The organism is Mesorhizobium sp. M4A.F.Ca.ET.020.02.1.1, from assembly GCF_004022645.1.
GTDB lineage: Bacteria > Pseudomonadota > Alphaproteobacteria > Rhizobiales > Rhizobiaceae > Mesorhizobium.
This window is the reverse complement of record NZ_RZOI01000199.1, coordinates 1-8,623: the sequence shown is the minus strand read 5'-3', so window position 1 is coordinate 8,623 and position 8,623 is coordinate 1. Positions and strand designations below refer to the sequence as shown.

Genomic DNA, 8,623 nt, shown 5'->3' with positions numbered 1-8,623 from the left:
GTAGAGGTGCGAATAGGCCCGCCGCTGCGGCTGCAGCCGATCGTGCCGCCAGTCGACCAGCTCGATCCAGCCGGCGTCGCGCAACGCCGAAAGCACCGCCGTCTGCGGCCCGGCGACGCAATTGTCGGCGATCATCAGATCGAAACCGTGCAGCTTGTGCCACGCGGTCCATTCGATCACATAGGGTTGCTCCAGCTTCATGATCGCGCAGATCACGGGCCTGTCGACCGAAAGCGGAAATCTCATCGCAACTCTTTCATCGTGCCAATTGCCGAAGTTCGATCTGCCGAAACTTGATCGCATCGCCATAGAAGGCCGCGAGCTGCTCGGCGGACGCTGTCCAGTCGCCGATGTCCAACTTATGAAAGCGGTAGCGTGCGTCGCCAGGCGGAAGCAGGTCGATGTCCGGCCTGATCGCCGGATCCAGGATGCCGGCCACCGGCAGGTGGATCGTGCGCGCCGACGACAGCCAGCAGGCCAGCCAGGCAAAGCTGCCTACCGACGCGACGACATGGCTTGCCCGGCGCAGCGTCTCGAAATCAGTCAACGGCGATGCCTTCGGCGCGAAGGCGGCATCGGGAAAGCGCTGGCGCAGGCGCCGGCAATAATCATTGTCGTCATGGACCTGGCCGACGAAGACCGGCTTGCGGCCACTGTCCCGGCTAAGGGTCTCGAAGAAGGCGAACGGCATCGGGCAGTAGTTGCGGTGGGAGCCGTCGAGTATATCGCCGGCCCGCACATGGATGACGAGGAATTCGTCGCCATAGGTCGGCGCATCGACTGCACGCCCGTCGAAAAACCCGGAAACCTCCATTCGATCGTAATAGCCCAACCTCTGTGCGAAGCCCTTGAACAGGATGCTCCGCGCGCGTTTCTCACGGAACGCGGCAGCGATCGTGTCGAGATCGTAGCGATGATAGCCTTCTACCCGAAGCGCCCGGTATCTCCACACAAGAGGCGGCCGCAGCTTGGCGATGGACCATTCCGGCAGATCGGCGTTGCAGACATAGCCGCCGGGAATGCGCCCGGCCAGCACATGGCTGAACATGTACTGGAACATCCTGTTTCCCATGCCGCCAAGCGGCCGCATGACGATCGGTACACGCCGCATCGAACCCCCTTGAAGCCGGCACCGGATCGAGCCTGTCGATCGCGATCCCGGCATTGTGCGCTGGAATAATCGCGTGAGGATCGTCTGATACGCAAGCCGTGCTTGTCGTCGCGTATCGGGGCCCAGTGCAGTCTAGGGATATTTTGTCTGAACTGCGATCGCGTCCCGGGAATCGCTCTCCAGGTCCTTCGGCAGCGGCAGGCTCGAGCAGTTCAAGTGCACCTCGCGGGCGAACAGCTTTCGCTGCTTCTGCTCGTGCTCCTTGATGGCCGCCACCAGCCCCATGCTGTACGGGCCAAGCAGGACGCCGAAGCCCCAGCCGGGGTGCTCCTTTTCGCGAGCGGCGTAGTTCGAGGCATCCATGCGGGCTTTCTGGCATTCCGGCGACGCCCATTTCGGGTCCTGCTGCGAAAGCGACGTTTCATAGTCGACCGGAGAGGTCACACACCCGGCCAAAGTCGCCGCCAGCACGACAAGCACTGCAATTCTCATCCACAAGCCTTTCCTAAAGCATCGCGGAGAAACCACAGATCGCTTGCTTCCACAAGGCGCGGGCTTGGACGAGGCAGCGAGAAACAGGGTTATCGTCGTTGGTCGCCCGGCTCAGAACTTGCGGCTGAGATAAGCGAGCATCGTGATCGGGCTGGGCGCGCATTGCCGGCAGGCTGGGCGCGACATTACCGGCGGCTCGGGCCTGGAAAGATTGCGCCTCCTACGCATGACTATTCTTGTGAGATGTAACATTCAAAGGCAGTGATATATTGCCGGCTTTGGCTGACGTTTCTTCAACGGGAGACATGGCATGCTGGCAATACCGATATCCCATCCAGGAGATCAGCCCGCCGTCGGGACGATATCCTCCTCGACCGGATCCTCCCCGACTCTATCGTCCTTGACCGGCTATCCGGCCGCCGTGCTGTGCTGGCTGCTTTCGGCCGGCGTCTACATCGCGGCCAAATGGGTGGCGCCGGAAATGCCGCCCTGGGGCCTCTGCTTCTGGCGGCTTGCGCTCGCCTCAGCCATCCTGCTGCCGATCGTGCACCGCCATCACGGCGCGATGATCACGCTGCTCAAAACCCGCGCGGTGGAGATCGTCGTCGTCGGCGCGATCGGCCTGACGCTTTGCCAGGGCATGATCTACCACGGCCTCAACGACACCGACGCCACAACGGCCGGCATCATCATGGCGCTGTCGCCGGTCATGACGATGGTGCTCGCCCGTTTTGTGCTTGGCGAGCCGCTCGGGCTCTGGAAGTCGCTCGGCGCGCTGGCGGCGCTTGCCGGGATGATGGTCATCGTCGCGCACGGCAACCTGACGGCGCTGCTTCAGCTCCGGTTCAATCCCGGCGAATTGTGGATCGTCGGCAGCGCGTTCTGCTGGGGTCTCTACACCGTGCTGCTGCGCCGTTCCAAATTCGGCCTCGAGCTGCTACCGCTGGTGGTTCTGCTGCTTGGCGCCGGCGCGCTGGTCGCCCTGCCCTTCCATCTGTGGGAACTGTTCAACGACGAACGCTCGGCAATGACCATCAATGGTCTGCTCGCGCTCGCCTATCTGGCGGGTCCGGGCGGCGCGCTGATGTACTATCTCTACAACCGAAGCGTGGAGACGCTCGGCGCCAGCCGCGCGAGCATGCTGCTCTACCTGCAGACGGTGTTCGTCGCGATACTGGCCTATCTGCTGCTCGGCGAGAACCTGCATGACTACGACCTGGTTGGTGCTGCCTTCATCGTGGCCGGCATCGTGCTCGCCACGGTGGTCAAGCCCATCCCGGGAAAAGCATGAAGCCGTCCGCAATTGCGCTTCGATAAGCTTAGGCTCCTGGCCCCTTCGGGAGCGGGCTGGCTCGGCGAAGCCGAGACGGAGCGGGCGCCGCCATTTGCGACCCTTCGAGCGGCCGGAGATTCCACAATCCCTGCGTCATCGATATGATGCGGCGATGGGGCGCGACATCAATCGAAGGGGAGCATCCGGTGAACGAAAAAGCCAGTCCAAGAACACTCGCGGAGATCGCCAGCTATCACGCCCATATCTACTACGCCGGGCAGCCTGAGCGGCAGCATGCCGAATGGCTGCGGCTTCGCATCGCAGAACGTTTCCGCGTGCGCCTCGGCAACTGGCGCGACGAGCCGGTCGGCCCGCATCAGCAGGCGATGTACCAGGTCTCGTTCGCCAACGCGCTCTTTGCTACGCTGGTGCCATGGCTGATGTTGAACCACGGCGGCCTGAGCATTCTCATCCACCCCAACACCACCAACCCCAAGCGCGACCATCTGATCGACCCGATCTGGATCGGCCGGCCGCTGGGTGTGAACGGCGAGGTGCTTGGGGACGAAGATGAGGCGGAGGAGGCACTGGAGGTGAATACGGAGCCGACGCTGGGGGCCTAGGGCGGCGTCAGTCCGACAGAGGGCAGGTCCTGGTTGAACAGGATCGCCGGGCTGGTTGGCTTGGCGCTTAAGCTGGCGACGTCGCATCATCAAGACGCAGCAGGCGCAATCGTAGCACGCTTGGCTACAGCCTTGCAGCTCTTGGCGGAATCGCCGACCCGTTTTGCGCATTTGTCTTGACGCAATTCCGGACGAAAAGCCGCTGCGCTTTCTGGAATTTCTTTAGACTGCTTCGCCGGTCTCAATATACCCCTTTCGGCTTAGTCCATTTGAGATAGATGTTGGCCCTCGACTCACACGTGAGTCAGGCCAATACTTCAACTCGTAAATTAAGCGAAGCGGGGGCTCGCGAACATGGATTCCGATATCATCTCGGGGATAGCTGTTACTTCGATCGTCGTCGGCTTCGCCGGTCAAGCCGTCTTGCTTTGGATCGCATGGCGCGGCCTTGAGTGGACGCCGGCGAAAGTTGTCGCGAGCTACCGAAGAGGGCGCTTCGCCGCAGCTGCCGGATTCGACCGAACTGCGGATCCTGGAGATCGCCGTTGCCTGCGGCTTTGAGTCTCCTTCGCATTTTTCAAAAACCTTCCGCGAGCATTTTGGAGAGGCTCCAAATTCTGTTCGCGCGCTCGCTCACGGCAGACGGGGCGGCCTGCGCTGCGCCGCAGGCGACTTGTCAGTGACACCACAAGCGTCGGGCCCAAAGCACCAAAATTATCGCTGAGGCTCGCAGTTCCGATCGGTCCGGATCGCAGTCCGCGCTAAACGACCAGTTTGTCGCAACGTGTGCGGTACTCCCCGAATTGCCGGTTCCGTAGTATGGCGAATCGACTTTGAAAATTTGGAGATTCCAGTGCTTCGCCGCAGTCTTGTTGTCTTTGCAGCGGTTGCTCTTACCGCTTGCGTCTCGTCCTCCATTGACCCGCAGAGCAAGGCCTCCATGGGCTCCGTCTACGTGGAGCCTGTGCAGATGTCGAAAGCCTCTGTCTTTGCGCCAAATTCAAGTGAGGCAAATGCAAGTTCTGGGAAAGTGCCCGCCACGGTATCAGAGGCTACTTCTCGTCTTCAAGAGATCGTGGACACGCGCACAAATCTCCGCGAGCTCATCGAGAGTCAGGCGAAGGAAGACCTTATTAGCAAGGGATATCGCGTAACAGACGCGGCATCGGGCGCCTCCGCCAAGCTGAAGATCAATGTCTACAACGCATTGAGCGTACCAGTCGGCGATGGGCGAGGCATTGCGATGACCGTCAGCGCTGAGATGGTTCGTTCATCGGACGGCAAACGGCTCATGTTCGCCGGCGCCAGCCAAATCAAGGATGCTGAAGCGCAGGGCGTTCGCATGGCGCCCTATGCCGAGTGGTTCACCAATGAGGATTTCCTCGTAGAGCAGTACCGTTTGGTCGCTCGGCTGCTTACCGCTCAGGCCCTTGCGGGCCTATAGGGACGTGAAAGCTGGGTCGAGGCGACGACCAGCACCGGATCTAACTCGCGCGAAATCTGTGAAAGCAGGAGCAAGGCCTCGTGGCGAGCCGGATCGACTGGCCATGCGGGGGCGGTCGGCTGCCGGCCTATCCCCCCGCCAGTCTTGGCAGCAGAAAAATCTCCGCCCCCTCAGGCAATTCCTTCGACCACGTATCCCGATAGATCGTGCCGTCGATCGCGACAGCGATGCCGCGATCGATCAGCGGCTCGAAGGCGGGATACTGTTCCGAAAGTTTCCGGAACAGCTCCCTGATGTCCTTGGCCTCGACCTCGACCTTACTCTGGCCTCCGGCGAGCGCGCCAAGCGATCCCCAGAGCGTCACTTCGACCATCAGCGCCAGAACCTCATTGGACCGTGGCGTAAGTCGAAAACCGCTTAGCGCTTTTCGGCATTGCTCTAGCCTTCCCGTTCCGCCTCGATCGCCGCCAGGATCCGCGGCGGCGACATCGGGATGTGCGTCATGCGCACGCCGGCGGCGTTCGAGACCGCATTGGCGATCGCCGCCAGCGGCGGCACGATCGAGGTCTCGCCGACGCCGCGTACCCCATAGGGGTGGTTGGGGTTGGGGATCTCAAGGATCTGCGTGTCGATCATCGGCAGGTCCGAGCAAACCGGGATGCGGTAGTCGAGAAAGCCGGGGTTCTGCAGGCGCCCGTCCTTGCCGTAGATATACTCCTCGTTGAGCGCCCAGCCGATGCCTTGCGCGGCACCACCCTGGTACTGGCCCTCGACATAGGTCGGGTGCACCGCCTTGCCGGCATCCTGCACCACGGTGTAGCGGATCACCCTGGTGGCGCCGGTGTCGGGATCGACCTCGATGTCGCAGATATGGGTGGCGAAGGACACGCCGGCGCCGTCGGCGACCAGCTCGCTGTGGCCGGCGATCGGTCCGCCGGTCTTGCCGGAATCGGCGGCGATCTCCTTCAGCGACAGTGTGCCGAGATTGCCGTGCTTCTCGCCCTTGGCGACCGCGTGGCCCTGTTCCCAGGCGACGTCATCGACCGAGATGTCCCACATCTGCGCGGCGCGCTCGCGCAGGATCTTGATCGCGTTGCGGGCGGCCGAGATGGTCGCCATGGAGGAGGAGAAGGTGCCGCGGCTGCCGTCGGTCATGTCGTTGTAACCGAGGGAGGACGTGTCGGCGACGATCGCCTTGACTTGCGAATAGTCGATGCCGAGCTCCTCCGCCGCCACCAGTGACAACGAGGCCCGTGAACCACCGACGTCGACCGTGCCGACGGCCAGCGAGACCGAGCCGTCCATGCCGATGTTCAGGTCGGTGCAGGTCTGGCCGCCGAAGTTGAACCAGAAGCCGCAGGCCATGCCCCTGCCCTGGTTCTTCGCCAACGGCGCCTTCATGTGCGGATGGTTCTTCGCCGCCTCCAGTGTCGGGCCGATGCCGATCGGGCCGTAGACCGGGCCGTAGGAGGAGCGTGTCCCTTCCTGAGCCGCATTCTTGATGCGGAAGTCGACCGGGTCGATGCCGATCTCCTTGGCCAGCTCATCGACGGCGCTTTCCACCGCGAAGGCCGCCATGGGTGCCGAGGGCGCGCGATAGGCGGCGGTCTTCGGCCGGTTGACCAGTACTTCGTAGCCGACGGTCTTGACGTTCTCAAGCTTGTAGCAGGCGAAGGCGGTCATGGCGCCGATCTCGGCCCACGTCCCGGCATAGGGGCCGCTCGTGTAGCGCAGCGTCGCTTCGGCGGCGGTGATGGTGCCGTCCTTGCGGGCGCCGATCTTGACGTCGATCGAGGTGGCGCTGGTCGGGCCCGAGGCGCGGAACACCTCGTCGCGGGTCATCACCAGCTTCACCGGCCGTCCGGCCTTGCGCGACAGCGCCAGCGCCACCGGTTCGGCCCAGACATGGGTCTTGCCGCCGAAGCCGCCGCCGATCTCGGAGGAGGTGACGCGCAGCTTCGAGGCTTCGATGCCAAGCAGTTGCGCGCAGTGCTGGCGGTAGACGAAGTGGCCCTGCGTGCAGACCCACAGCTCGGCTGTGCCGTCGGTGCTGACGCTCGCCACGCAGGCATGCGGCTCGATATAGCCCTGGTGCGTCTGCTCGGTCTTGAACGAGCGCTCGACGATGAAGTCGGCCTGGCCGAAACCCTGATGGACGTCGCCATGGCCAAACTGGCTGCGCTTGGTGACGTTGGACGGCTTTGCCGGCTTTTCCTCGAGGCCCTCGGTGAAGGTGGCGTCGTTGACGAGCGGTGCGGTGTGCTTCATCGCCTCGTCGACATCGGTCACATGCGGCAACACCTCGTAGTCGACCTCGATCAGCTTCAGCGCCTGCCTGGCGGTGCGGGCATCGACGGCGGCGACCGCGGCCACCGCATGGCCGTCATAGAGCGACTTGGTGCGCGCCATGCAATTGTCGAGGATGTCGTACATAGCGGTATCGCCATCGGTAAGGTCTGGCAGGTCGGCCGCGGTGACCACCGCCTTCACGCCGGCGAGTTTTTCGGCCTTCGAGGTGTCGATCTTCCTGATGATCGCATGGGCGTGTGGGCTGCGCAGCACGCGCCCGACCAGCTGGCCGGCCATGTTGAAGTCGGCGCCATAGCGGGCGCGGCCGGTCACCTTGTCGACGCCGTCGGGGCGAATAGGGCGCGTGCCGACGGAAGAGAAATTGCGTCCCGAGTACCGCGGATCGAAATTCATCTCAGGCTCCCTTCATCACGTTCGCCGCGTCCTGGACGGCGCGCACGATCTTGTCATAGCCGGTGCAGCGGCAGAGGTTTCCGGCGAGGCCGAAGCGGATTTCCTCCTCGGTCGGGTCGGGGTTCTTTGCCAAAAGGTCCTTCGCCGCGATCAAAAAACCCGGCGTGCAGATTCCGCACTGAAGCGCGGCGTGCTCGAGGAATTTCTGCTGCAGCGGATGCAGTTTCTCGCCATGCGCCATGCCCTCGACGGTCTCGACGCGCCGGCCTTCAGCCTCGGCGCCAAGCACCAGGCAGGAGCAGACCAGCCGGTCGTCGAGGATGATGCTGCAGGCGCCGCAGTCGCCGGTGCCGCAGCCTTCCTTGGCGCCGGTCAGCCCGAGCCGGTCGCGCAGCACGTCGAGCAGGGTCTCGTCCGGCTGGCAAAGATATTCGACGTGATCGCCGTTGATTGTCGTTGAGACTGCTACACCGGCCATCACTTGCCTCCTGCGCGCTGATAGGCGGTCGTGGCGGCTCTCCTGGCCAGCACACCCGCAACTTTCCGTCTGAACTCGATGGTGCCCCGCTTGTCGTCGATGGGACGGCAGGCGCCGGAGCAGACCTTGGCCAGCCGCTCGAGCGCTGCTTCGTCGAGCGTCCTGCCGATGAGGGCCTCGGCGGCCTCGTCCACCAGCAGCACCGTCGGCGCCGCGGCACCCAGCGCCACGCGGGCCGCCTTGACCACGCCCTGCTCGTCGAGCGTCAGGTTCACGCCGGCGCTGACCACGGCGATGTCCATCTCGGTGCGCGGAATGAAGCGCAGATAGGCATCGCCCGAATGCGGCGCACGTTTGTCGAGCAGGATCGCCTCGATGATCTCGCCCTTGGCGAGCGAGGTCCGGCCCGGACCGGTCGGCACCGCCTCCACGGCAATCGTGCGCTTGCCCGAAGATCCGGCAACGACTGCCCTGGCGCCGGCGGCTACCAGCGCCGGCA

9 protein-coding genes and 2 pseudogenes are annotated in these 8,623 nt (G+C 63.5%); 4 read left to right on the top strand and 7 right to left on the bottom strand.

All coding sequences use genetic code 11. The features are described 5' to 3' along the window. The 3 genes and pseudogenes from EN742_RS14870 to EN742_RS14860 form a co-directional block, all read right to left on the bottom strand. Positions 1 to 246, bottom strand: a pseudogene (locus tag EN742_RS14870) (hypothetical protein); the annotation flags it as partial. 10 nt (positions 247 to 256) lie between these two features. After that, on the bottom strand, positions 257 to 1,111 hold the full coding sequence (locus EN742_RS14865) for an alpha-1,2-fucosyltransferase (protein ID WP_189375331.1): 855 nt from the start codon (positions 1,109 to 1,111) through the stop codon (positions 257 to 259). Positions 1,112 to 1,243: 132 nt separating this feature from the next. After that, positions 1,244 to 1,603, bottom strand: coding sequence for a hypothetical protein (locus EN742_RS14860; RefSeq protein WP_126056094.1), 360 nt, complete (start codon positions 1,601 to 1,603; stop codon positions 1,244 to 1,246). Positions 1,604 to 1,913: 310 nt separating this feature from the next. On the opposite strand from EN742_RS14860, the gene EN742_RS14855 reads away from it, so the two are divergent. The 4 genes from EN742_RS14855 (at position 1,914) to EN742_RS14840 (ending at position 4,943) form a co-directional block, all read left to right on the top strand. After that, a complete protein-coding gene (locus EN742_RS14855) occupies positions 1,914 to 2,894 on the top strand; it encodes an EamA family transporter (RefSeq protein WP_189375328.1) in 981 nt (326 codons plus the stop codon). 146 nt (positions 2,895 to 3,040) lie between these two features. Then, entirely contained in the window at positions 3,041 to 3,499 is a 459-nt protein-coding gene (locus EN742_RS14850) for a DOPA 4,5-dioxygenase family protein (RefSeq protein ID WP_126059199.1), read from the top strand. Between the two features lie 448 nt (positions 3,500 to 3,947). Next, entirely contained in the window at positions 3,948 to 4,223 is a 276-nt protein-coding gene (locus tag EN742_RS14845; protein ID WP_348628235.1) for a helix-turn-helix domain-containing protein, read from the top strand. Positions 4,224 to 4,352: 129 nt separating this feature from the next. Then, on the top strand, positions 4,353 to 4,943 hold the full coding sequence (locus tag EN742_RS14840; protein WP_128332961.1) for a hypothetical protein: 591 nt from the start codon (positions 4,353 to 4,355) through the stop codon (positions 4,941 to 4,943). Between the two features lie 127 nt (positions 4,944 to 5,070). Here the strand turns inward: EN742_RS14840 and EN742_RS14835 are convergent, their stop codons facing one another. From EN742_RS14835 to EN742_RS14820, 4 genes and pseudogenes are all read right to left on the bottom strand, one after another. After that, positions 5,071 to 5,316, bottom strand: a complete 246-nt coding sequence (locus EN742_RS14835; RefSeq protein WP_127399912.1) for a MoaD/ThiS family protein — start codon at positions 5,314 to 5,316, stop codon at positions 5,071 to 5,073. Positions 5,317 to 5,381: 65 nt separating this feature from the next. Beyond that, positions 5,382 to 7,646 carry a xanthine dehydrogenase family protein molybdopterin-binding subunit gene (locus tag EN742_RS14830; protein ID WP_127405795.1) on the bottom strand — a complete coding sequence of 755 codons (2,265 nt, stop codon included), beginning with the start codon at positions 7,644 to 7,646 and terminating at the stop codon, positions 5,382 to 5,384. A gap of 1 nt (position 7,647) precedes the next feature. Further along, complete coding sequence (locus EN742_RS14825; protein WP_126056097.1) at positions 7,648 to 8,124, bottom strand: (2Fe-2S)-binding protein; 477 nt, start codon at positions 8,122 to 8,124, stop codon at positions 7,648 to 7,650. Continuing rightward, a pseudogene (locus EN742_RS14820) lies at positions 8,124 to 8,623 on the bottom strand (FAD binding domain-containing protein); the annotation flags it as partial. The pseudogene EN742_RS14820 and the gene EN742_RS14825, both read right to left, overlap by 1 nt.